We start from the raw sequence: 22,335 nt of genomic DNA, 5'->3' as shown, positions 1-22,335 counted from the left end.
TGGTCAATCAGGCTTGATTTAACAAGCCTCGCCCTTTCAGGGCGGGGTGATTGACGGATACTTACCTCGGCGTACGTACTTACGAAAAGTTAGTTTATCCGATACGGTACGGCTTCTGCTGTCATTTCCCCCAGGAGTTTGATCATGATCGTCGTTACCGGAGCTACGGGCCAACTTGGCCGGCTCGTCATCCAGGCATTGTTGAAGACTCAACCCGCAAGCGAAATCATTGCTGCAGTTCGCAGTCCGGAGAAGGCCGCCGATCTCGCCGCGCTGGGAGTGCAGCTCCGGCGCGCCGACTATAACGAACCCGCCACGCTCGACGCCGCCTTCGAAGGCGCGGACAAACTGCTGCTGATCTCATCGAGTGAAATTGGCCGGCGCGCCGTCCAGCATCGTGCCGCCATAGAAGCGGCGAAACGCAGCGGCGTCGACTTGATCGGCTATACCAGCGTGCTGCGCGCCGACACGACGCCGCTGGGACTGGCCGCTGAACATCGGGAAACTGAAGCGGCATTGCGCGCGTCGGCGGTACCGTTCGTTTTGCTACGTAACGGCTGGTACACCGAGAACTACACGCACAGCCTAGCCTCCGCGCTCGAACACGGCGCGATCCTTGGCTGCGCGGGGAACGGCAGGATTGCCTCTGCGGCGCGGGCGGACTACGCGCAGGCAGCAGCAATCGTGATGACGCGCGGCGCGCAAGCGGGACGCGTTTATGAACTCGCCGGCGATACCGCGTACACCCTCGCCGATCTCGCCGCTGAAGTGGCACGGCAATCGGACAAGAAGGTCGAATACCGGAATCTCTCCGAGCCGGAATATAAGGAGGCGTTGATCGAAGTCGGATTACCCGAAGCTGTGGCTGCGCTGTTGTCGGATTCAGACACGGCCGCGTCGAAAGGCGCGCTCTTCGATGACAGTCATCAATTGAGCCAACTCCTCGGCCGGCCAACAACGCCGTTGGCGGTCGTGGTTGCCGCGGCTCTCGCGGCGTAATCGCGGGTTACCTATATAGAGATGATGCAGGTCGGTCTGTGGTTCGGACCGGCTTGCACGAGTTCACCGAGGGTCAGCAGCTTCGTCTGGTCTACGTTCGAACCTCATCCAACTCTCAATGAGCCGAACGATACATCGCAAGGCTCGACTTGCGATGCCACTTCGCTCATCGGCTTTAGTTTCCGGCCGGTGTCCGGATGCTGGCACTTCGGTCTTCTCCACTCCCTCTGGTTCTATTTAGAGCTCAGTCATAGCGCGTCGACCACTGACGACGCACGTCCATCACTCGCCTCGTTCTGTATACTTATCAGATGTCACGTTTTTTGTTGTCAAACCGCCCCTGCGCTGGTAGCCTCCCTCCAAGCTATTGAAACCAAAGCATAAATAACTCATGTCGGCTGCTTCGCCCACGTCATCTGTCCACAATCTCGGGAACCGCTCGCCAATCAAGCGGCTCACGCGCGAACATTTCGCGCTGTATCGTGGGTATCTGGATGGCGTTTCCATCGAACAGCTCCATGCGACCTACGGCGACGCCACCACCGACGTCCGTGCCACTCGCCGCCTCATCGGACTTCTACGCGACACACTGTCCGGCGCGGCACGTCGCACGCGCGATGTCGAAGCCACGCATCTTCTGCGCCTGAGGCCGGGCAGCATCCCAGAAGCACAACGGCTTGCAGCAAGCGAAATGCCGACGCTGGAGGCCTACCGCGAAGCTGTTGATCCAAACGGTTTTCACAGCGAAGCCGAGCTTCTGGAGCTTTATCGGGCGGAGTTTCCGCTGGAAAACGCGCCGGGAGTCGACCGGCGTGCGACCCGGAATGCGCGTATGCGCCGGCGTCAAGTCGACGCGCTCGCTCGCATGGAAGCCAGTCTGGTCCAGGCGCCGCAGCGTGAACACCCTGTCGCTAGCTGGCTCGAGCCCGCGATTGCCGGCCGTCTTCAACACGCTGGCATCCATACGCTCGCCGATCTCCTCGAATTCGTCGAGCAGCGCGGCCACCGCTGGCATGCGAGCGTGCCGCGCGTCGGGCCGAAAGCGGCGCGCCGCATTGTCGACTGGCTTGCTCTTCACGCCGATTCGCTGCGTCATACACTGTCGAAGCGCGCGGTCACGCCGCGCCGGCGCTTGTCCAGCAACGATCCTGGACTTGTACGGCCTCGCCAGAGTGGCATCGTTCCCATCGAATCGCTTGATGTACCCGCGGAAATCGACGGATCGAACGGCACGAACCGGGCGCGTAATCTCGTCTTTCAGTGTTCGCTAAACACGGATTTGCAGGCAATCGATGCATGGCTCGCGACGCGTCAACACAGCCCCCACACCGCGCGCGCATACCGGCGGGAGGCCGAGCGGCTACTTCTGTGGGCGGTCAATGAGAAGAACAAGGCGCTCTCGTCGCTGGATAATGCCGACTGTGCGCAGTACATCGGGACGTTTTTGGCTGATCCTCAGCCGGCTGCCCGCTGGGTGGGGAGCGCAAAAATCGAGCGTTTTCACCCCGACTGGCGACCGTTTGTCGGCGGTCTCTCCGACCGGAGCCGGGAAACCGCACGGGCGATTCTTCACGCGATGGGCCAATGGCTAGTTGACCAGAACTATTGGGAGAACAACCCGTTTTCGGGTTCACCGGCGGTGGCGATCGGCACGCGCATCGACGTTTCGGGGCGTTCGCTTGACCATAAGCAGTGGCAAAGCGTAGTTCACGCGACGTCTCGCGACCGGTATTCTCAACGGGAATTGCGTGACTTTCTGGCGCTGAACCTTGCCTATTCGACTGGACTTCGCCGTGCGGAATTGGCCTATGCCACGACTGGCCGGCTTACCCGGACGGCGCTGAGAGGCACAATAGACAAGGGCTGGCAGTTAGCCGTACCCGGAAAAGGCTGCGCGGCGCGGACCATCCCGGTCCCGCAGGCTGTGATGGAACTGATTTTTGAGAGTCTGCGTGCCCGCGGTTTGCCCGGGGATCCTGGCGCGTGTCCAGTCGATACCCCGCTCCTCGCGCATTTCCGTACCGGCAAATCACTCACGCCCGATGGCCTTGGGCAGGTATTCCGTCGGCTGTTCTCCTGGACCGCACTCCTTTCGGCGACGCAAAGCCTGGCCGATTTGCGTCATCGTCCTAATGCGAGCACGCATTGGATCCGCCATACCCACTCGCACCACGCGCTCGAAACCGGCGCGGATTACCGGGAAGTTCAGGCCCGCCTCGGCCACGCGAACCTTTCGACGACGCTTCTTTATGTGAAAGCTCGTCGCCATAGTCAGGTCGCGAGCGGTAAAACCAGCGTTCTGCCGAATCGATAACAGCAAGAAATCCCCCGACGGCGCTTGAATCTGCAGACCTAAAGCGCCGAAAAACCCCCGATTCGCCTCAAGTCTTTTCTCATCTTTTCCCCCGAAGTCCAACAACCACGTGCCTTTGCGGCCGTCGCGGTTCGGCAAAGTTTACTTGCGTTTACTCCGTATACCTCTTAGTCTTCGGTTACCGTCGGTTCTACCTTTTAAGGGAGAATCCACGTTTTTGGTAGAACCAGAGCCACCGGGAAGAACGCATGGATATTAACCTTTCGACGCCCCCCATCGAGGTGACGCCGGACGACCTCGTCAATTTGGCGGCTCGCTCCGCGAAAATGCTCGAGCGAATTCGCACTCAAATGCTCCAGCCGTTCCCACGGAAGGTTGCCCCGGCGTTCCCGAGCGGCAAACTACAGGAACTATGCGGCATCGACAAAGCGCGCTTCTCCTATCTGATCAAGAAAGGAGAATTGCCTCAGGGCACTCAGGAAAAACCTGGAGCCGCGCGGCAATTCACGCTCGCCGAAACCATTGAATGGGTCAAGGCGGAACGCAAGCCAAGACAGCGTCCGCCTGGAAAAGACGGAAAGGTCATCGCAATCGGCAATTTCAAGGGCGGCGTGACTAAAACCACGACGTCGATGGTGCTGGCGCAGGGCCTGTCTCTGCGTCACGGCCGCCGGGTTCTTCATATAGATATGGATCCCCAAGGTAGCGCAACAACGCTCTACGGGATCAACCCGCACGCGGAAATCAACGGCGACCAGACCATTCTGCCCTTGATCGAGGCCTACGTGAGCGGCGAAACCTTTGATATGAAGGATTTGCCCATGCAAACGTATTGGGAAAATCTCGACCTGATCCCGTCGTCTACAGATCTGTTCAACGCCGAATTCATGTTGCCGGCGCGCGTCCATGCGTCGCCGAGCGCCAAATTCTGGAACGTGCTGAACGACGGGCTCAAGGAACTCAAGCACGAGTACGACTACATCATCATCGATACCGCGCCCACGTTGAGTTACCTGACCATCAACGCGCTTTTCGCGGCGGACGGAGTCATTGTGCCGGTGATGCCGGACACGCTCTCGTTCGCATCGATGGTTCAGTTCTGGTCGCTTTTCTCGGACATGGTCTCCGGCATGAAGCAGTTTGGGGAGTCGGCGGACGAGGCCAAGGTGTTCGATTTCATCGACATCCTGGTGACGCGCATGCCGAATAAGGCGAACGCATCCATCGTTCGCGACTGGGTTATCACGACCTATGGCGAGCGCGTCTTGCCGGTCGAAATCCCGGAAACCGACCTTGCGCGCACGACCACCAACGATTTTTCTACGGTGTACGACTTCCCGAACTATGACGGCAATGCGGCGACGCTTCGACGAATCCGCGTGCCCTATGACCAGGTAGTGGATTTGATCGACAGCAAGGTTTGTTACCTCTGGGACAAGGAGTAAGCATGTCTACAGCAGCGAAACAAAAGGCGAAGGCAGCGGGCATCCGTCTTGACGACGACAGTGCAGATGCGCCTTCGGAGCCGGTCGTACCGCGTACCGCGCCCGGGCAACTGATCGGTCTTCAAGGTCGGGTGCACAGCCAGCAGGCGGAAATCGACAAACTGAAACGAGCGCTGGAACAGCGAGCGCCCGGCAAACTGCCGCTGGACAGGCTGCATGAAATTCCAGGCCGGCGGCGAAAGCTCGCCCCTGCAGAGTATGCCGAGCTGAAAGCAAACCTGACGGCTTACCCGCTCGCTCAGCCTATTACGGTGCGGGAGCGTCACGATGGCGAGTACGACATCGTGGCGGGGCATAACCGCGCTTCGGTGTATCGCGAACTTGGACGCACGGAGATCGACGGCATCGTGCTGGACATCGACGCGTCGATGGTCGAGTACGCAGCATTCTTCTCCAACCTTCTATCGCCGACGCTTTCCGATTTTGAGAAATTCTGGGGCTTTAAATCGCTTCAGGACTCGACTGGAATTACGAAAGAAGATCTAGCAAAGGCAGCAGGCATCAGCGACTCGCACGTCGGACGGATCATGAAGTTTGATCTGCTTCCCGATGAATCTAAGGAGCTGCTGTCAGCGCGCCCGGAACGATTGGGAAGCAACGCTGCGGAGCAGATGGCGAAGGCGGTGGCCGAGGGTCGGGCGGACAAGGTTAAGGCGGCGATCGAGCGGCTCCTGGCCGACGATACGTACACGCAGGCTCAGGCCGTTGCGGCTACGAAACCGGACCGACTGCCTCGTGAGAAACATGAGCCTTTGGTTGTCAGACGGGGCGCGAAGAAGGTTTGCCAGATATCAGCGCGAAACGGCGTTGTCGGCGTGTCGTTCTCGGGCAAAGCGGCTGATGAAGCAGAGCAATGGGCTGAACGAATTCACGCTTTTATCGAATCGGAACTCGAAAAGCAGTAATCCCTAGTAGGGAACCGCTTTAAATCAATGACTTAGCGCACAGCACGTCAACAACTCGAAGTCTTGATCTTGATGTTCAAGACTTCCCTAGTAGGGAATCGTTAAAAATCATGGACTTAACCAAACGCCCGAGAACGATCATGAACTGATTTCGACGCAGAAAAAACAAAAGCCTTCGGCGGGAACCGAAGGCTTTTGAGTAACCGGGCTTCGCTGTCGCTTGCCCACCGCTGCATTTCTCCGACGGGAATCGGATAAAGGCCCAACACCTCGAAGTGTAGCGGATAGCGATCGGCAGTCAAGCGTTTCTCTTCCATTTTGAAGAAATGGACGTGTGACATGCTTATCGCGCAACTTTCCGTTGCTGGCGAGGGGAACTTGTACCCTCTTCCACACCCCGACGACTCCGTCGACATTGATTCCATCAGCACCGATCAGACTGCGCTGGATGAATTCCTGGCCGGTCAATCAAACCTCCCTTGGGTCGTATTCCGGGCAGCACATCGCGCTGCGAACTTTCCGACACTCCCTGCTCGCGCCCGGGCGGTACTCGCTGCTCTTGCCCGCACTGTCGACGCCAATCGTCCCTACGCGGCTATATTCGCCCGTCGTGAGCTTTTGACTGATCGCGCAATGCAGTCCATGCGAACGTTCTATCGGAGTCTGGACGATCTCGAAGCAGCTGGCCTGATTGAGCGAGTTCCTCAGAAACGTTTCGGAACCGCGGGTTTGTTTGGTCGCGCCTATCTTCACCTCACCGAGAAATCCGCGATCGTCCTCGGGTATATCGTACCGTCTTCTGCCCAGCAGCCTTCTGGTCCGCAACCCGACGAGATACTTTCGTCGAATGTTGAAAATGCTGAGCGCGTCAACGAACCTGATCATTCATTTAGCTCGCCGTGTGTCACCGTGGCAGACGGAGCTATATATAAGGATCTGTTCCCTAAGAATCAAAAGAGACAACCAGGAGAGCTCCCCGCGGATCTCCAGCGCCTGCTGAACTTGGGTTTTCGTCAATTTTTGATTTTCAAACTGATGCGCGAAGCGAAGGCACATGCGAAGTTGCTGTCCGACGTAGTCGAGGCAACCTGGGAGCATTTGCGAAATGCAAAACGCCCGATCAGCTATCTTCGAGCCCTGCTTCGCTCGCCTGTCGATTTTCGTCATCAGATCCGCGCTAAGCGCCTCGCCACGGAACAATTGGCTGAGGAGAAAGCGCGAGCTGCGAGCATTGATGCCGCTGTTCTCCAGTGCGCTGGACACACCTTTATCGACAGCGCCAACACCCGGCTTATCACGGTCTCCAGCGGCGCCGATTCGATCACGGTGCACCACTGTCAGGAAGCAAGGCCGCGCGTCGCGACTGGACAGTGGGCAGCTGCCTTCGTCGCTGCACTGAACGCAAGAGAAGTCGTTCCTGCGACGTCCGGACAGCTCCGCGATTTCCAATTGAAGTGCGACAGCAACCGTCACACAGTCCAGTCGATGACCACGGTGACACCCGAACACGCCATGCCGCGAACCCGGACCTCAACCATTAACGATCGTCTCAGTGAGATGAAGAAGATGTTGCGGGCTACATGCGCCGGGGTCTCGTTGGAGAATCGCCAAGACCGGTGTGCCGAGGGGTCAGGCGTAGCCTATCGGTGAACGGTTGACCGCTCCATTTGGGCATTTTCCGCAGAGGTCACGAAAATGGGATGCGCTCTGTTAAACACCGCATCAGGTTTGCAAGCGCTTTACCGGATTAGTGCGTCGCGGCGATCGGGAGTAGAAATGGACCGAAAGAACCGGCTCGGCGTTTTGGGTTGTCCGTTCAACCATTTCGCGTCGGACACATCGATGAAACGCAAAACAGACGTAGCCCCGTAAACATTTGTACTGCGACAGCACGGCGAAATTCCATACACCGACGCGAGATTCCGGTCGCATCGTGGTGGTGCATAGATAGGAACCTCCAACTTGACCGCTGCGGATAAACGAAAACGGATGGAGTTTGAACAACAGTCGCAACTAACGGTCAATTCTTACCGCGTCCACCCTCATAGTCGAGCCGAGTTGAATTGTTGTCTCCGCAACCCAAGAATGCCCTCCAGACCCGAGTTCTCGCCCAGGTTTTGCCGCTCGGATCACACGCTCCATGGCCTTTTCGAAGGCGGCTCGCATTTGGTCGCTGCAAGCGACAGGGAGCAAATTTGGGTCGGCGAAGCCCAAGGTGTTTGCCCCAAATTCCTCTCCTGAAGGCGGTTGGTTGTGCACGCGATCCGGCACCTTGGCATCGCCACCTGGCTGAGATGCAATGTATCTGTCTATTTGGTGGTGCACGGCAGGACGTCCTATGGCCTAGTCTGATTCTATACGGGAATCCCGTATGGCGTAGATCAGATGCGGGGGATGCGATCCCGGGGCCGATGGTGCTCGCAAGGTTCGCTGAAAGCGCGCGGGTACTGGCTAGTCCGGTGGCGTGCGCGTGATCTACTTCAATCTGATCGGCGAGGAAATTGTGTTGCTCGTGGCGGTCGATGCGAAGGCCGAGCGCGAGAACATGCTTCCCAAGGACAACCGAAAGGCGGTGTGATGAACATCGAGAAAATCGCCAAGGCCATCGAGGCCAATGCCGGCGAGCCGCTGCCGGATCTGCGCCAGGCGCTCGAAGAAGCCAAGGAGCACGTTGGTCACGTGACGACCTCTGAACAGATGCTCGTGCGGCGGGCGCGCGAAGGGTCTCGCATGAGCCAATCTACGTTTGCAGAGCGTATTAGTACGCCGCTCGCCATGCTGCGAGATTGGGAGCAGGGCCGCTTTGCACCGTCAGGCGCAGTGCTGTGCCTGTTGTGTTTGATTATCAAGCATCCTGAACTGACGGCCGAGATTGCCGCGTAAGCTCGCCAGTACGTAGGCCACCGCTTTCACCCGCTGACTGCGGCAAGCGGTCTTTCACCATCCGGGGTGGAGGCTCTTCTTCCCCGTCTATGAGCGCTGGGGCGTATCCAATGCCACACGCATGATGGAGTGCCCGCGCGAGATTGTATTTCCGCCAGGTGGCTCAAGCCGTACAAGAAAGTCGACGTCTGGTTCCGTGAGCTTCGCGAGTTGCTCCTGTACGGCACCGAGCCGGATGAGACACTGGACATGCCAGTTCAGACCGACCATGAGCCAGTCTGTCACGCCGTTCCATTCGCTCAGCAGAATGGTGCCGGTCGTTCCGTGTTCTTCGGCGAATCTCTCGATGCGTTTCTCGATGACACGAACATCGTCTCGAACAATGGTGCCTGCGACGCGCAGTGAAACGGTGTGCGAAACCTTGTCGTGCGAAAGATATACTTCTGCGATGCCGGCCAGATGCCGTGAGACGCTTTCGATATCTTCCGCCTCGATATCGTCCTGCACCGACATCGAACCCGAGAGGATATATGACCATTTTTCCAATGTAGACCTCGCGATGACCGCCATACATTCGACCGTTTGGGTGATTGCCGTTGCCGCTTACCGGTCAGGTGCCAGGAACCGCTTGAGGATGAATGCCTGGCGCTCCAGCGTTGCATTCAGTTGCGCGTGAAGGTCGTCGAGCTCGGCAAGCAGATCGACGTGATGCGAAAGGCCTAGTGGGACAAACGAGGGCTCACCGTATCGGAGGCGGCTGAAGATCGCGCCTGCCATGGCCCATTTGCGGGCGAACTGCTCAAGTGATTCTTCGACCGATTGCTGTTCGCTTTGGTGGAGCGCGCCCCGTATGCGCAGGACGAGCGAATGGGTGACGGGGTCGGTCGCGAAGTAGACGTCCGCGGGGTTGGCGATGCTTTCGGCGAACTGCTGGGCGTGGATGTGTTTGAAGTCGGCGCGAACCGATAGCGCGCCCCGGATTTCGTAATTGGTTGCCATGATATCCCTCTGGAAGATCGAGCGTCTAACGATCAATCGACGAACCGAGGTTGATTGCCCGGCGCCAAGGTGATGACTCAATTATGCCGATTCATCATCAATTTTATGACCGTTTGAGTCATTGTCAAGAGGAAAGCTACATCAAATGGACGAGTTTGGGGAGCGACTGAAGCGTGAGCGATCGCGTCTGGGCTTGAACCAGTCGGAGTTTGCCGCCTTGGGCGCCGTTAAACAGCGCGCGCAATATCAGTACGAGAAGGGTATGAGGCGACCGAACTCCGATTACCTGAGCGCGATTACTGCGGCGGGCGTGGATGCCTACTATCTCCTCACGGGAGAAAGGGCATCTCGTCTCGAGAATGAAGATGAACAGCGAGTTGTCGCGGGACTTCGTGAGCTCGACGCAGGTAAACGTGCGGCGCTCCTGACGCTAATTGAAGCATTTACTGACTTACCGCAAGAATAGGCTCATGGTTACTGAAACCTCTTTCGGAAGCTTTCATCAACGCCAGGCGCGCCAAGTTCCGCCATTAACTGCCTCCCGTGACCGCGCTGTGCCGGCCAGTGTTATGTCCGAAGCGCTGGGACTTCGTCTCGGATGCCCGAGGGTAGGTGGTGGGGCGTGACAGATTCGAAGAGACCCATCCGCAGCAAATAGGCAAGAATATGAGTTCAGAAGAATCAACGAATTGCAGTGGTAGCCATGCACAAACCGACTGAGCGTTAAGCCCTTTTGAGGGCAATTTTTGCCTACTTTGGTCAAGTTTTGGTCAAGGTGTTTGCTCCGATCTCCTGCTCGAAGGGCTGCTGCGGCGCATCTCGCTCTCTTTGGCTGTATGGCCAGACTTCCGACCGCTTGGCTTGATGTTGTACGGGAATCCCGTATAGTGCACGTATGCGGACCGTGATCGAAACCCGACCTTCCAGAAGCAACCCGGATCGTCGCAAACCCGCATGCGGGGGATGTGATCCTAGGCGCCGATGGCGCTCGTAAGGTTCGATGGACGCGCGCAGGGACTGGCAAGTCTGGCGGCGCCCGCGTGATCTACTTCAATCTGACCGGCGAGGAGATTGTGTTGCTCATGGCGGTCGATGCCAACGGCGAGCGCGAGAACATGCTTCCCAAGGACATTCGAAAGGCGGTGTGATGAACATCGAGAAAATCGCCAAGGCCATCGAGGCCGATGCCGATGCCGACAAGCCGCTGCCGGATCTGCGCCAGGCGCTTGAAGAATCCAAGGCGCACGTTGGTCGCGTAACGACCCCTGAACAGATGCTCGTGCGCCAAGCGCGCGAGGCATCCGGCATGACTCAGGCCGCATTTGCAGAGCGCATCGGTACGCCGGTCGCTACTCTGCGAGATTGGGAGCAGGGCCGCTTTGCGCCGTCGGGCGCAGTGCTGTGCCTGTTGCGTTTGATTATCAAGCATCCTGAACTGACCGCTGAGCTTGGCGCGTAAGCACGGTCACGACGGCCGCACGTGACTGCGCGGCGGCACATTGGATGAGCTTAGCTGTGATGCACCAGTTCCGCAAAGAATCCGGTATCGCTGTCGAACTGTTTCAGTTGCGTGAGCGATGCCGCTGGCATGTCTGCGACGATCAACGGACTGCCGCGAGTAGCCGGTCGCGTTCCCGTTCCGGAAAGAGACAGCCGTCGACCGTTGCGGACGCAACTGGCTCGCGCCCACGCGTCACCCACTTCCGCCATTTCCTGTGCATCTCAGCCGTCCAGACAAGCACACGCCAGCCGATCCTCAACGACCGAAATAAATCGAATGCGTGCCATTCGCCGGGCTCATTGGCGTTTGCATGCTCGAAGCGGAACTACCGCTGGTCGACGGACCATACGATGTTGCGGTCACGCCTCGTTCCGTTTCCACGCGTTGTTCAGCAGCTTGTGCGTGGTCAGGATAAGTCGTGCGGTCGGCTGTGGGGTTATAACCCGCCTGCTCCATCTGCTGCAGGTCCGTTTTCACTGCCGCGCGAGTCACTTGCGTGTTGTCCTGAGCAAATGCGAGCGCCGGTGCAGCAATGATCGAAGCGATGACAACCGCGGGGCCGAAAGACTTGAACATGATCGAATCTCCACTGAAATTTGCCCATGAAACATATGCAAACCGCAGGCCAGATCAGCGATTGTTTGGTCCATCCGCCAATTCTCCATATGAGTCGCAATAATCCGGCTCATACCGTTCGCGCGGCCGCTGCCTCGTTGCGCCGCAAGTAACAAAAGCCGCGCTAAGGATTGCCGAGAATGGTCGGCATTTACCTGGGCCGGAAAAATACGGCATCCCGGACTGCCCAAACAAACGGGCCGAAAACAAGGCTCAAACCGAACCCCAACGCTGAGCCTCCCACGATATCTCCCCGCCCAACATCCTTATTTCGATTACTTGTTTTTGAAAAATGTCGTAAACGCCTACGATAGTTTCTTGAACGTATCAATTCCATGTCGTGAGCAGCTCACAACCCTAACGACCATGACCTACGACGAATCCCAAACCCGCTCTCCTGACCTGCTGGCCCCGCTTACGCCTGCGCCCGTGTCCACAGTGCTACGCGGCGATGACGCTTATGAACGTATCCGCCGCGACTTGCTCTCATGCAAGCTGATGCCCGGATCGACCGTGACCGAAAGCCAACTGATGGCGGCGTACGACATCGGCAAGACGAGTTGCCGTATCGCGCTAGTGAGGCTAGTGCACGAAGGCTTCGTGCGTTCGTTGCCGCGGCAGGGTTATCGGATCGCCGCAATCACGCTGAAAGACGTGGAAGAAGTGTTCGCACTGCGCGTGCAACTCGAGCCACTGGCAGCGCGGCTGGCGTGCGGCCGTGTCGATGTGGAACTGCTGCGGCGCCTCGAAGCGGCGTGCCGCGTGCCGCATCCGGAGCGCGCGTTATCGGCGCAAATCGATGTATTCCTCGACGCCAATCGCGAATTTCACCTGGCGATAGCCGCGGCAAGCGGCAATGAGCGTTTGCATAGAACGCTGGCGAGTCTGCTCGATGAAATGTCGCGCCTCGTCGCCCTCGGTTTCGGTGTGCAGGGCACAAAGCCCGAGATCAAGCACGATCACAATGCGATGATCGACGCGTTCATCGCGGGCGACGGACGCCGTGCGGAGACCATCGCTCGTCGTCATATAGAGACGTTCCAGAGCATGACGATGGAGAAGGTCTACGCGAGTCTCTCCAGCGCGGGCGCATCTTTGCCGCTGTACACGGTGGCGGAATTGCGCCGATGAGCGCTGCCATTTCGTTGCGCGGCGTAGGCAAGCATTTTGGTTCCCTGCAGGTGCTGGACGGTGTTTCCTTCGATGTCACCCAAGGCGAAATCGTGGCGCTGCTGGGCACCTCGGGCTGCGGCAAGAGCACGCTGCTCAACATGGTCGCCGGGCTGCTGGAGCCGGGTGAAGGTGAGCTCTGGATTGACGGCAAGCGCGCCGAAGGAACGAAGGATCGCAACGCGCTCTCCTACATGTTTCAGGAGGACCGCTTGCTGCCGTGGCGTACAGCGCGGGCGAATGCCGAGTTCGGCCTCGAAGCGGCGAGCCCCGCTATTCCATCACGCGAGCGTCATGCGCGTGCGAACGCGGTCCTCGATCTGGTCGGCCTGCAAGGTTTCGCCGATGCCCATCCGCATCAGTTATCCGGCGGTATGCGCAGCCGCGTCGCACTCGCACGGAGCCTCGTCACCGGTCCGCGCATCCTGCTGATGGACGAACCGTTCTCGAAGCTCGACCCGCAGATGCGCACGCAAATGCACGACGAGTTGCTGCGCATTCACGCAATGCAGCGCATGACCGTCTTGTTCGTTACCCACGACGTGGAAGAGGCGATCGTGCTCGCCGATCGCGTGGTCGTGCTCGCGCCGCGTCCAGGTCGCGTGCGCGAGATAGTCAGTGTCGATCTGCCGCGTCCGCGTACCGCTACCGATCCGAGCGTCGCCGAAGCGATCCGCCAATTGCGTCTCCTGATCTGACCTATGTCCACAGTCCCACGTAGTTCGTTCGCTTCGACCATTGCGCAACGCGTAGTGCTCGTTGTCATACTGCTGGCGCTTTGGTGGCTCGCGTCGCTACGTATGCCGCAGTTCGTGTTGCCCGGGCCGCTTAGAGTGGCGCACGCATTCGTCGGACTCCTGCAGAGCGGAACATTCTTCGATGATCTCGGCATCACGCTGTATCGAGTAGTGGGGGGATTTTTGCTGGCGGCCGCGCTCGGTGCGCCGCTCGGCATTGCACTCGGTTCGAACCCGCGCGTGGCGCATTTCTTCGAGCCGCTGCTGTCGATCGTGAATACCGTGTCGTCGGCGATCTGGGCCGTGTTCGCCATCATCTGGTTCGGCATCTCGAACTCGACCACCATCTTCGTGGTGTTCATGACCGCGATGCCGTTGATCCTGACCAACGTGTGGCAAGGTGCACTTACTGTCGATAGCAACCACGTAGAACTCGCGCGCAGTTTTCGCATGTCGCAGACGCAGATCATGCGCAAGATCTTTCTGCCGACCATCTTGCCGCACTTCTTCGCCGGCGCGCGTCTTGCGTTTGGTTTCGGCTGGCGTGTGTCCTTGGTGGCGGAGACGATCGGGTCCTCGAACGGCATTGGATATCGCTTGCGGCAAGCCGCCGATCTCGTGCAGACCGATCAGGTTTTCGCGTGGACCGTGACGCTGGTTGTTCTTATGCTCGCGCTCGAAGCGGGCGTGTTGAAGCCGCTTGAACGCCACCTGTTTCGTTGGAAAAAAACCGACTGATACTGATCTAACGGGGAACAAGAAAATCATGAGAGCCACTTCATTCTTCAAGCGAGCGGCGCTCGTCATGGCCGTAGCGGCAAGCGCGACGATCGGTACGATGCAGACCGCATATGCCGAACCCATGCGCATCGGCTATTGGACAAGCGGCGTGAGTCTCGGCTTCGGCGCGGTGCTCGAGGCGCAAAAATTCCTGCAACAACGCGGCCTCGACGTCACCTTCATCCGTTTCTCCGATGTCAACGCACCTAATCGCGCGCTGGCCGCCAACGCGATCGACTTTGCGTTCGCCGCACCTGCTGCTGCTGTTTTCAGCACGGCAGCCGAGGGCGTGCCGTTAAAGATCGTGCTTGCGACACAACCGGCTGACGTCGAATTTGTGGCAGCGGAAGACTCACCCATCAAGTCGCTCGCCGACCTGCGCGGCAAGAAGGTCGGCATGTCGCCGCCAGGAAGTTCGGTCGCAGCAATCGCCACCGCGGTACTACAAGGTAACGAGGGCATCAAGGCCAACGATTTCTCAATCGTTCCTGGAAATGAAGGGCGGCTTGCGCAGTTCCTCGTGCAAAAACAGGTGGATGCAGCCGCGCTGCGCTCAGTCACCATCGCACAACTGAAGGAGTTGAAGGTCAAGCGCCTCGGTAGTTTCGGGGGCGAATGGAAGAAGCTGACGAAGTCCGACGCAACCCCCTACATAGGGGTGAGCGCGATCCGTGCGGATTACCTCGCACAGCATCCGCAAGATGTCGCGAAGCTGATCGCGGGGATGCGCACGGCGTTGCAGTGGGGCGCGACGCATCAGAACGATGTCGCCGCGATCCTGCAGAAAGGCGCGAACCTACCGGCCGACGACGCGCAAGCGTACGCTGTGCGCTGGTCGGATATCAACCGCGTGACCTTCGAGCCGATCGATCTGGAGACGCTCAAGCGTGAGCACCAGATCTTCGTGGACGGCGGTGTGATCAAAGGCACGCTGCCCGCCGATCTCTTCGATACCGGCCCGTATGCCGCATCGAAATCAATCCAATAATGTGGAGTAGACACCGTGACGACAAGCATTCCATCGACCATGAAGGCGCTCGTGCTGAACGAGCATGGCGACCTTGATCAACTGCACGTAGTGAGTGACAAACCCGTGCCGAAAGCTACGCCCGGACACGTGGTGATTCGGGTGCGGGCATCGTCGTTCAATTATCACGATGTGTTCACCGTCAAGGGCATGCCGGGCATCAAGGTGCCGTTTCCCGTTGTGATCGGCCTCGATATGGCCGGCGAGATCGCGGAGTTGGGCGAGAGCGTGGAAGGCTGGAAGACGGGTGATCGCGTGCTCGTGAATCCGCTTTATCCCGAGAAGGGTTTGATGGGTGAAATGCTCGACGGCGGCATGGCGCAATACTGCCTGGTGTCAGTCGGACAGTTGATCCCGTTACCTGCTGCCGTGAGTTACGACGCGGCGTCCGCGTTGCCGGTGGCGTACGGCACCGCGCATCGCATGCTGGTCACGCACAAGACGGTGAAGGCCGGTGACCGTGTGCTGATTCTCGGCGCGAGCGGCGGGGTGGGCACGGCGTGCATTCTTATCGCGAAGCAACTGGGCGCGGAAGTGATTGCGTGCGCAGGGAGCGACGAAAAGTGCGAGCAACTGAAAGCGCTGGGCGCCGATCATACGGTCAACCACAAGTCAACGGACTTCTCGAAGTGGGCGATCGGTCAGTACGGCAAGCCGCAGCGCCGGACTTATGAGGGCGGGGTGGACGTGGTGGTGAACTTTACCGGCGGCGATACGTGGGTGCCGTCGCTGAAATGCCTGAAGCGCGGCGGCACGTTGCTCGTGTGCGGCGCGACGGCCGGTCACGCACCCGCAGAAGACCTTCGATACATCTGGAGCTTCGAGCTGAAGATCATCGGCTCGAACAGTTTCTACGATGAAAACCTGCGCGCGCTACTCGATCAGATCGCGGCGGGCGAGCTGGTGCCGTCCATAGACCGGACGCTACCGCTGGAACAAGCCGCCGAAGGACTGCGCCTGATTCGCGACCGGGAGGTGCTGGGCAAGGTCGTGGTCAACCCCTGAATCTATCGATGAGCTGAGGAAAACATCATGAGCGAAGCAACATTGCCGAGCGTGCAGGATATCGAGGCGCGTTTGCGGCGCGGTCCGTTCCACGAGTGGCTGGGTTTGAAAGTGGTTTCGGTGAGTGAAGGCGAGATCGAACTGACCGCCACGTGGCGCGAAGAGTGGGTTGTGAATCCGGACAAGGGCTACACGCATGGCGGTATTCTCGCCGCGCTTGTGGACCTGGCGGCGGACTGGGCGCTGGTATCGAAGACCGGGCGCGGCGTGCCCACGATCGACCTGCGCGTGGACTATCACCGCGCCGCGTTTGAGGGCGACCTGACCGTGAAGGGCAAGGTGATCAAGTTCGGCGCGCAGGTCTCCGTGTCCGAAGCGCAGGTCTTCGACAAAGACGGCAAGCTCGTCGCCAGCGGACGTGGCGCCTATTCAACAACCGCAACCGGGACCGCAGCGCCGGCCATTCCCTGATGCTGAAGCTCGATCATCTCGTTATCAACACGCGCTTCGACACTGACGCTGCTCAACGCACCTTCGAGCAACTCGGTTTCACGGTTGCGCCGCGCGGGTATCACACCCTCGGTTCGCTCAATCACGCGATCGTGTTCGATGACCACTATCTTGAACTTATCGGTTTGCCTACCGATGGCAAGACGGTGCGCCAGGAGATTGTGTCGAGTCCGCTCGGTGCCGATGGTCTCGTGTTCCGCACTGACGATCCGGCTGTGACCTTCGATACCTTGCGCCGCGCCGGTTTCGATGCCACGCCACCGCAGACCTTCTCGCGGCCTGTAGAGCCCCACGGCGATGCAAGGTTCACCACGGTCCGATTGAAGCCGGGTCAACTCAACGGCGGCAGGGTTTATTTCTGCCAGCATCTGACACCCGAGCTCGTTTTCCGCAGCGAATGGCAGAGTCATTCGAACGGCGCGGAGGGTTTAAGCGCGCTGCATCTGATCGATGTCGCGCCCGAGCCGTATGTGCAGCTCGGCGAGATCGAGGCGGGCTTCCGGCTGGTGTACTGGACGCGTGCAGATTTCTACGCGCATTTCGGCTCAGTCGCGCAGTACGTGGCTGCACGTGGCCCGCGTTACGCCGCGATCACGGTGCGCACGCCGGCCTGGCGAACTGTAGGCGAGAGCGCGGACGCGGCGGGTTTCCCGGCGGCTATCGAGGTGCAACGCGCGCTTGTCGCGCTGCCTCGCTTCGACACCTTGCTGGAATTCACCCCATGACTTTCCCGACGAATCTCGGCGCGCTGATCGCGCGTGACGCGCGCGACGCCGATACGCTCGCCATTATCGGCCTGGACGACGGTTTCAACGAGCGCCGATACACCTTCGCCGAACTCGATGCTCTCGCCGATGCAGTAGCCCATACGCTCACCGGTCAGTACACGCGAGGCGAGCGTATCGCGGTGCTTGCGGCCAACTCGCCGGACTATGTCGCGACGATGCTCGGCATTATGCGCGCAGGGCTGGTCGCCGTGCCGGTCAACTATAAATTCCCGCGGGCGCTGATCGCCGATGTGATCGCGGACAGCGGGGCGCGTCTCGTCTTCACCGATCCGCAGCGTTTCGCCGATGCTCCGGTCAATTTGCCGCGCGTGGTATTTGACCGGGAGCAAGACGCCGACCGCGCGCAAGGATTCGCATCGTTTATCGCGGAAGCAAAAGCGCGGGGCGAGATCTTCGAGCCCATCGTTTCGCATGAAAAAGAAGCCGCGTTGTTCCTCTACACGTCGGGGTCGACAGGCCGGCCGAAGGGCGTCGTGCTCTCGCACGCGAGTCATCTCTGGGTGGTCGAGACACGCTTGAAAGCGCAGCCGCTGGACGGCGAACGCGTGCTGATCGCCGCACCGCTTTATCACATGAACGCGCTTGCGCTGGTGTTTCTCGCGCTAGCCGCGCGCGCCACGACCGTGCTGATGCCGGCCTTCAACGCACGCAATTACATTCGCGCCATCGATACATATCGATGCACATGGCTCACCTCCGTGCCGCCGATGATCGCCATGATGATGCAAGAGCGTGAACTGCTCGCGCACACGGATCTGTCGTCGGTGCGTTACGTGCGGATGGGCTCGGCGCCGGTCAGCGGCGCGTTGCTCGCCCGGACTCACGCGCTGCTGCCGAACGCGAAGGTCATCAACGCGTATGGCACGACCGAGGGCGGACCGGTCGTGTTCGGGCCGCATCCTGCCGGATTGCCTACGCCGCCGCTTGCGATCGGCGCGGCGCATCCGCAAGTCGAACTTCGTCTCGTCGATACCAACGGCGAACTCGCCGGCGAAGGAGAACTGGAGATGCGCAGCGCGGGCCTGATGAACGGTTATCACAACCGTCCGGACCTTGCGCCGCCGATCACGCCGGACGGTTTTTATCGCACGGGCGATGTGTTTCGCCGCGATGAAAACGGCTTCTATACATTTATCGGACGACGCGACGACATGTTCGTCTCCGGTGGAGAAAACATCTTTCCGGGCGACGTGGAAAAGATGCTGGAACGGCATCCGTCTATTCAACAAGCGAGTGTGATTCCCGTCGACGATGCCATCAAGGGCACGAAGCCGGTAGCGTTTGTCGTGTTGAAACCGGGTGCGCAATTGAGCGCGGAGGCGGTGAAAGCATTTGCGTTGGAACACGCGCCCGCGTATCAGCATCCAAGACAAGTCTGGTTCGTCGATGCGTTCCCGCTCGCGTCGACCAACAAGATCGACCGGGCGGTTTTAAAGCGCGAAGCGGCGAAGCGGTTGACAGATGAAGGGCACCCGGAGAAGGGCTGAAAAAAGCGAAGTATCAGGTTATATCATCGGTTTTGATATAACCTGATACACGCGTTTTTCAAAGCCTTCAACCCCCATCCTCAAGACCAATCAGTGCTTGTTCACCGGTGCAAACAGCTTGTCGTACGCGGCGAGCAATTTGCCGTGAATAGCGCTTCCTTCCATATCGGCTCCAAGCTTTGGCGGGCCGAAGAAACGCTCCTTACCGCCGAGCAGCGCTTCCGCCTGACGCAGCGTTTCCGGGCCGTAAAGCAACGTGAGCGAGTGCTTGAAATCCTCTGGCTCATCGAGATTCAACAGCGCCTCGACACACCGGTAAGCCAGCCAGCGCCCGTGGTTCATTTGGCGATAATGACGGATCCAGTCGTAGCCTTCACGCGCGGCTTCCGTATCGCCGATAGCCAGCGCCAGCAAAGTCTTCAGTTCTCCGATACGCAGCTCCTTCCATGTCGTCCCACTGGCACGGCCAGCCCGATAATTTCCCATAGCGGCCTTTCGTCGCCGAGGTTCATTGTCTGCAGATCGTCGAGCAGCGCGCGGCATTCGTCGTCGTCGAGTTCGTTCAGGCGGATGAGCTCGGGACGGATCTCGTTACCCACGCTGTTGTTCTCCCATTGCAGATCTTCGACCGGATAAATCTCCGACATGCCGGGTACGAGAATGCGGCATGCGTAGACATCGAGTTCTTCGAAGTCGGAGATATAAACGTCCTTGCCTTCAGCCGCGATACACGCGCACAACCAGTCGTAATCCTCTTGCGTCGTCGTGCTGAAGTTCCAGTCGGCGAACGCGTGATCGGGTTCTTCGCCGAGGAAATCCCAGCTCACCACGCCGCTCGAATCCACAAAATGGATCTCAAGATTCGCTACCGCGGTGATCTCGTCCATATCGAAACCGGGTTCCGGAAAGTTCTCCAGCGACTCGAGCGAGCGGCCTTGCAACAGTTCGGTCAACGCACGTTCAAGCGCGATTTCGAAGCGCGGATGCGCACCGAAACTCGGGAACACACCCTGATCTTTCGGATGCAGCAAGGTCACGTTCACCACCGGATAACGGCCGCCCAACGACGCATCCTTTACCAGAATGCCGAAGCCAGCATCGCGCAATGCCTTCACGCCGGCCGCAATGCCCGGGTAACGCGCGATCACGTCTTCGGGCACATCGGGCAGGCACAATCCCTCGCTGATGATGCGGTATTTCACGTGCCGCTCGAAGATCTCGGACAGCGCCTGCGTGCGCGCTTCGAGCTTCGTATTGCCCGCCGACATGCCGTTGCTCACATACAGGTTGCCGATGAGATTCACCGGGAACCACGTGATCTCTCCGTCGCGCAGACGCGTGTACGGCAGCGCGCAGATGCCGCGATCCACATTGCCCGAGTTCAGATCGACCATCACCGAGCTGTCGATATCGCTATCCGGGTTATAGAACGCATGCAGCTCGGGGTTCAGCAGTTCGGCTGGCCATGCGCCGTCCTCGGTGGGGGCGAACCAGCGTTCTTGCGGGTAATGCACGAACGGACGCTCGGCGCGCGTCTGCCCGAGATAGAAGTGGGTCCAGAAATAGTGGCAGCCCAGGCGCTCGAAGAACTCGCCGAGCGCGCTCGCACGCGCGGCGAGTTCCGACGCGTCCTTGCCGTTGGTGAACAGCAGCGGACAATCCTTGTCGCGCATGTGCACCGACCAGATGTTCTCCGCCGGATTGAGCCACGAGCTTTCCTCGAGGAAAAAGCCGCGCGCCGCGAGCTTCTGCTGCATGGTGGCGATGGAAAATTCGAGCGATGCGTCCTTGCCGGGAATGAAGCTTTCGGTTTGCATGATGTGGTGCCTCTATCTAGGTCGAGGAGGCGTGTCAGGTGTCGGTGAGTGAACGGCGTGACGTGGCGCGTGAGTTACGCGCGGCGTTTGAACCATCCCGTGAGCGATAAGCGGTCGCGCGTGGCGGGCAATACTTCGTGGAGCATGTCGGCGGATAAAAACACCGCGATCCGGCTGCCGACCGGCGAGATGTCCTGCGTGCTCAAACCTTCCGGATGCAGCCGTAAAGCGCCGCCGTGTTCGGGCAGCCAATCCGCATTCAGATAGACGATGACGGACACGGTCCGGCTGTCGTCGTGGCGAAACTGGTCGCGGTGCTGCATGTACGAAGCACCCGGCGCGTAGAACGCGAAATGGCTTTCGTATTCATCGAGACCCAGGAAAAGTCCGCGATTCAACGCGATGCGCAGCGTTTCCATGATCGCAAGATATCGGTCGCAGGCGTCCGATTGTCCCGCCTCCAGCCAGTGGATCCGGTCGCCGCGCATACCGGGCTGGAGCGAGCGTGCCGCGCCCTGGCTGACACGCGCCACGGTCAGCGTGCCGGCCGCTGCGAGCGCGGCGCATTCCAGCGCCAGCGCGAGGGTCAGATCCGGCGGCAAAAAAATGTCCTGCTCCGACCAGCCATGTTCATGAACTGCATCGACGATACGACGATGCAGGCCATCTGCGGACGCATTGGAATGCGCCGGCGGGTGCGATCGGGTCACTGCGGGTTCCTTCGAACGAAGGTGCTGGGTGGAAATTCGGACGGTCGTCCGACGCGGGGCTTTGGACAGGCGGGTATCGGTGAGATGGGGCTTTAATCTGAGCGGGAGATATTAACACCGGCGTCTGACGGTTCCCGTGACTGTGCGCGGAAACCAGACCGGCCGCCCTTGTTCGCTACACCAGCGGCAACCATATCTCTGTGCGAAGAGCTTCCGGCGGCCTTGTCTCGGGCCGGTTCAGATTGACCTCCAGAGGCGGTTCGTCGCGAAGCTGTTCCCCTGACGCCGGCAACCAGTCGCGATACGCTGATTTCCACGTCTGATGCAAGGTCGTATAAGGCCCGATGTGAGTAAAGACCGCGTAGCGGCCACTCGCGATCGGTTGCCAGGTCAACGTGCCTGACAGCGGTAGATCGGCTGGCTGCTCGCACTGGCCACTGCCCGTGGCCATCGAATAGCCGAATACCAGTCCGGCGATAAACCGGCCGTGTGGATCGTCAGGGCCTTTGGGATCGTCGGGAACCACGCTCATCCGTTAGCGCGGGAAACCTCGGCATTCATGCCGGGGAGGGATAGCGCAGCT

23 protein-coding genes and 1 pseudogene are annotated in these 22,335 nt (G+C 59.4%); 17 read left to right on the top strand and 7 right to left on the bottom strand.

The window, feature by feature from the left end; translation table 11 throughout:
* Positions 1–144 precede the first annotated feature (144 nt).
* From M0D69_RS39130 to M0D69_RS39105, 6 genes are all read left to right on the top strand, one after another.
* Complete coding sequence (locus tag M0D69_RS39130; RefSeq protein ID WP_301787163.1) at positions 145–999, top strand: SDR family oxidoreductase; 855 nt, start codon at positions 145–147, stop codon at positions 997–999.
* A 391-nt stretch (positions 1,000–1,390) separates the two neighbouring features.
* On the top strand, positions 1,391–3,313 hold the full coding sequence (locus M0D69_RS39125; protein WP_301787162.1) for a phage integrase family protein: 1,923 nt from the start codon (positions 1,391–1,393) through the stop codon (positions 3,311–3,313).
* 248 nt (positions 3,314–3,561) lie between these two features.
* Positions 3,562–4,758: a ParA family protein gene (locus M0D69_RS39120; RefSeq protein WP_047848806.1), complete on the top strand. Its 1,197-nt coding sequence runs from the start codon at positions 3,562–3,564 to the stop codon at positions 4,756–4,758.
* A 2-nt stretch (positions 4,759–4,760) separates the two neighbouring features.
* A complete protein-coding gene (locus M0D69_RS39115) occupies positions 4,761–5,723 on the top strand; it encodes a ParB N-terminal domain-containing protein (RefSeq protein ID WP_301787161.1) in 963 nt (320 codons plus the stop codon).
* 339 nt (positions 5,724–6,062) lie between these two features.
* Positions 6,063–7,373, top strand: coding sequence for a replication protein O (locus tag M0D69_RS39110; protein ID WP_301787160.1), 1,311 nt, complete (start codon positions 6,063–6,065; stop codon positions 7,371–7,373).
* Positions 7,374–8,300: 927 nt separating this feature from the next.
* A complete protein-coding gene (locus M0D69_RS39105; protein WP_301787159.1) occupies positions 8,301–8,606 on the top strand; it encodes a DNA-binding transcriptional regulator in 306 nt (101 codons plus the stop codon).
* Positions 8,607–8,693: 87 nt separating this feature from the next.
* On the opposite strand, the gene M0D69_RS39100 is transcribed toward M0D69_RS39105, so the two are convergent.
* Both M0D69_RS39100 and M0D69_RS39095 read right to left on the bottom strand, forming a co-directional pair.
* Positions 8,694–9,176, bottom strand: a complete 483-nt coding sequence (locus M0D69_RS39100) for a hypothetical protein (protein WP_301787158.1) — start codon at positions 9,174–9,176, stop codon at positions 8,694–8,696.
* 33 nt (positions 9,177–9,209) lie between these two features.
* A complete protein-coding gene (locus M0D69_RS39095) occupies positions 9,210–9,605 on the bottom strand; it encodes a hypothetical protein (protein WP_301787157.1) in 396 nt (131 codons plus the stop codon).
* A 145-nt stretch (positions 9,606–9,750) separates the two neighbouring features.
* On the opposite strand from M0D69_RS39095, the gene M0D69_RS39090 reads away from it, so the two are divergent.
* The 3 genes and pseudogenes from M0D69_RS39090 (at position 9,751) to M0D69_RS39080 (ending at position 11,064) form a co-directional block, all read left to right on the top strand.
* Positions 9,751–10,071, top strand: coding sequence for a helix-turn-helix domain-containing protein (locus M0D69_RS39090; RefSeq protein WP_301787156.1), 321 nt, complete (start codon positions 9,751–9,753; stop codon positions 10,069–10,071).
* A gap of 481 nt (positions 10,072–10,552) precedes the next feature.
* Positions 10,553–10,753 (top strand): annotated as a pseudogene (locus M0D69_RS39085) (DNA-binding protein); the annotation flags it as partial.
* A complete protein-coding gene (locus M0D69_RS39080) occupies positions 10,753–11,064 on the top strand; it encodes a DNA-binding transcriptional regulator (RefSeq protein ID WP_301787165.1) in 312 nt (103 codons plus the stop codon). The pseudogene M0D69_RS39085 and the gene M0D69_RS39080, both read left to right, overlap by 1 nt.
* A gap of 297 nt (positions 11,065–11,361) precedes the next feature.
* Here the strand turns inward: M0D69_RS39080 and M0D69_RS39075 are convergent, their stop codons facing one another.
* Entirely contained in the window at positions 11,362–11,682 is a 321-nt protein-coding gene (locus M0D69_RS39075) for a DUF4148 domain-containing protein (RefSeq protein WP_301787155.1), read from the bottom strand.
* A 405-nt stretch (positions 11,683–12,087) separates the two neighbouring features.
* On the opposite strand from M0D69_RS39075, the gene M0D69_RS39070 reads away from it, so the two are divergent.
* Genes M0D69_RS39070 through M0D69_RS39035 form a run of 8 tightly spaced genes read left to right on the top strand, consistent with a single transcriptional unit; the run spans position 12,088 to position 19,225 of the window.
* Complete coding sequence (locus M0D69_RS39070) at positions 12,088–12,852, top strand: GntR family transcriptional regulator (protein WP_301787154.1); 765 nt, start codon at positions 12,088–12,090, stop codon at positions 12,850–12,852.
* Complete coding sequence (locus tag M0D69_RS39065) at positions 12,849–13,589, top strand: ABC transporter ATP-binding protein (protein ID WP_301787153.1); 741 nt, start codon at positions 12,849–12,851, stop codon at positions 13,587–13,589. Before M0D69_RS39070 ends, M0D69_RS39065 begins: the two co-directional genes overlap by 4 nt.
* 3 nt (positions 13,590–13,592) lie before the next feature.
* Complete coding sequence (locus M0D69_RS39060; protein WP_301787152.1) at positions 13,593–14,366, top strand: ABC transporter permease; 774 nt, start codon at positions 13,593–13,595, stop codon at positions 14,364–14,366.
* Positions 14,367–14,394: 28 nt separating this feature from the next.
* Positions 14,395–15,396, top strand: coding sequence for an ABC transporter substrate-binding protein (locus M0D69_RS39055; protein WP_301787151.1), 1,002 nt, complete (start codon positions 14,395–14,397; stop codon positions 15,394–15,396).
* 39 nt (positions 15,397–15,435) lie between these two features.
* On the top strand, positions 15,436–16,440 hold the full coding sequence (locus M0D69_RS39050) for a zinc-binding dehydrogenase (protein WP_301787164.1): 1,005 nt from the start codon (positions 15,436–15,438) through the stop codon (positions 16,438–16,440).
* A 27-nt stretch (positions 16,441–16,467) separates the two neighbouring features.
* Positions 16,468–16,911: a PaaI family thioesterase gene (locus tag M0D69_RS39045; protein WP_301787150.1), complete on the top strand. Its 444-nt coding sequence runs from the start codon at positions 16,468–16,470 to the stop codon at positions 16,909–16,911.
* Positions 16,911–17,675, top strand: coding sequence for a VOC family protein (locus M0D69_RS39040; RefSeq protein ID WP_301787149.1), 765 nt, complete (start codon positions 16,911–16,913; stop codon positions 17,673–17,675). The genes M0D69_RS39045 and M0D69_RS39040 overlap by 1 nt, the downstream gene beginning before the upstream one ends.
* Positions 17,672–19,225 carry a class I adenylate-forming enzyme family protein gene (locus M0D69_RS39035; protein WP_301787148.1) on the top strand — a complete coding sequence of 518 codons (1,554 nt, stop codon included), beginning with the start codon at positions 17,672–17,674 and terminating at the stop codon, positions 19,223–19,225. Before M0D69_RS39040 ends, M0D69_RS39035 begins: the two co-directional genes overlap by 4 nt.
* A gap of 90 nt (positions 19,226–19,315) precedes the next feature.
* Here the strand turns inward: M0D69_RS39035 and M0D69_RS39030 are convergent, their stop codons facing one another.
* From M0D69_RS39030 to M0D69_RS39015, 4 genes are all read right to left on the bottom strand, one after another.
* Positions 19,316–19,639, bottom strand: a complete 324-nt coding sequence (locus M0D69_RS39030; protein WP_301787147.1) for a hypothetical protein — start codon at positions 19,637–19,639, stop codon at positions 19,316–19,318.
* 5 nt (positions 19,640–19,644) lie between these two features.
* Positions 19,645–21,042 (bottom strand): 30S ribosomal protein S12 methylthiotransferase accessory factor YcaO, encoded by a 1,398-nt coding sequence (ycaO, locus tag M0D69_RS39025; protein WP_301787146.1) that lies wholly within the window; start codon positions 21,040–21,042, stop codon positions 19,645–19,647.
* A gap of 74 nt (positions 21,043–21,116) precedes the next feature.
* Positions 21,117–21,752: a 2OG-Fe(II) oxygenase gene (locus M0D69_RS39020; protein WP_301787145.1), complete on the bottom strand. Its 636-nt coding sequence runs from the start codon at positions 21,750–21,752 to the stop codon at positions 21,117–21,119.
* 175 nt (positions 21,753–21,927) lie between these two features.
* On the bottom strand, positions 21,928–22,284 hold the full coding sequence (locus M0D69_RS39015) for a GyrI-like domain-containing protein (protein WP_301787144.1): 357 nt from the start codon (positions 22,282–22,284) through the stop codon (positions 21,928–21,930).
* Between the last annotated feature and the right edge of the window lie 51 nt (positions 22,285–22,335).

The organism is Caballeronia sp. SEWSISQ10-4 2, assembly GCF_030464885.1.
In the GTDB taxonomy this organism is placed as follows: domain Bacteria; phylum Pseudomonadota; class Gammaproteobacteria; order Burkholderiales; family Burkholderiaceae; genus Caballeronia.
This window is presented reverse-complemented; position numbering and strand designations above follow the sequence as displayed.